At 46.7% G+C, this 435-nt stretch carries 1 pseudogene; it reads left to right on the top strand.

Annotation, left to right across the window (positions count from 1 at the left end):
* Positions 1-435: pseudogene (locus tag HK25_RS13160) on the top strand (hypothetical protein); the annotation flags it as partial.

Raw genomic sequence — 435 nt, forward strand, 5'->3', positions numbered from 1 at the left:
TATACGGCGATTCCGTCCTTTTCTCAGGTTCCTGTACACTCGCAGTACAGGGGCAGACATCGGCATATACCACAAAGAAAAACCTGAAAATCTCAGCTATTACCAATGCAGGTGGCAATTCTGTTGATCTGAAAATGAGTGACTGGGTTCAGACCAGCAAGATAGACCTGAAGGCATTCGGGGCATTTCCTGCCTATGGTAGCACTTATTACTCAGGCATTGTTCTGGACAGGACAATGATCCGGGATACGCTAAGTTACAGAACATGGGCAGCTATCAGAAAATCAGGGGGCTGGCCTGATAACCTGATTGCACCTCTGCCCGCGTGGATTTTAGCAAACTCATCGGCAGAATCTCTGCCTGTTAATGCCAAATTTGGAACAGATGGTTATCTGTGCTCGATTTATGTTAACGGAGATTTTCACGGAGTGTTCG

Source organism: Acetobacter sp. DsW_059, from assembly GCF_002153695.1.
GTDB lineage: Bacteria > Pseudomonadota > Alphaproteobacteria > Acetobacterales > Acetobacteraceae > Acetobacter > Acetobacter thailandicus.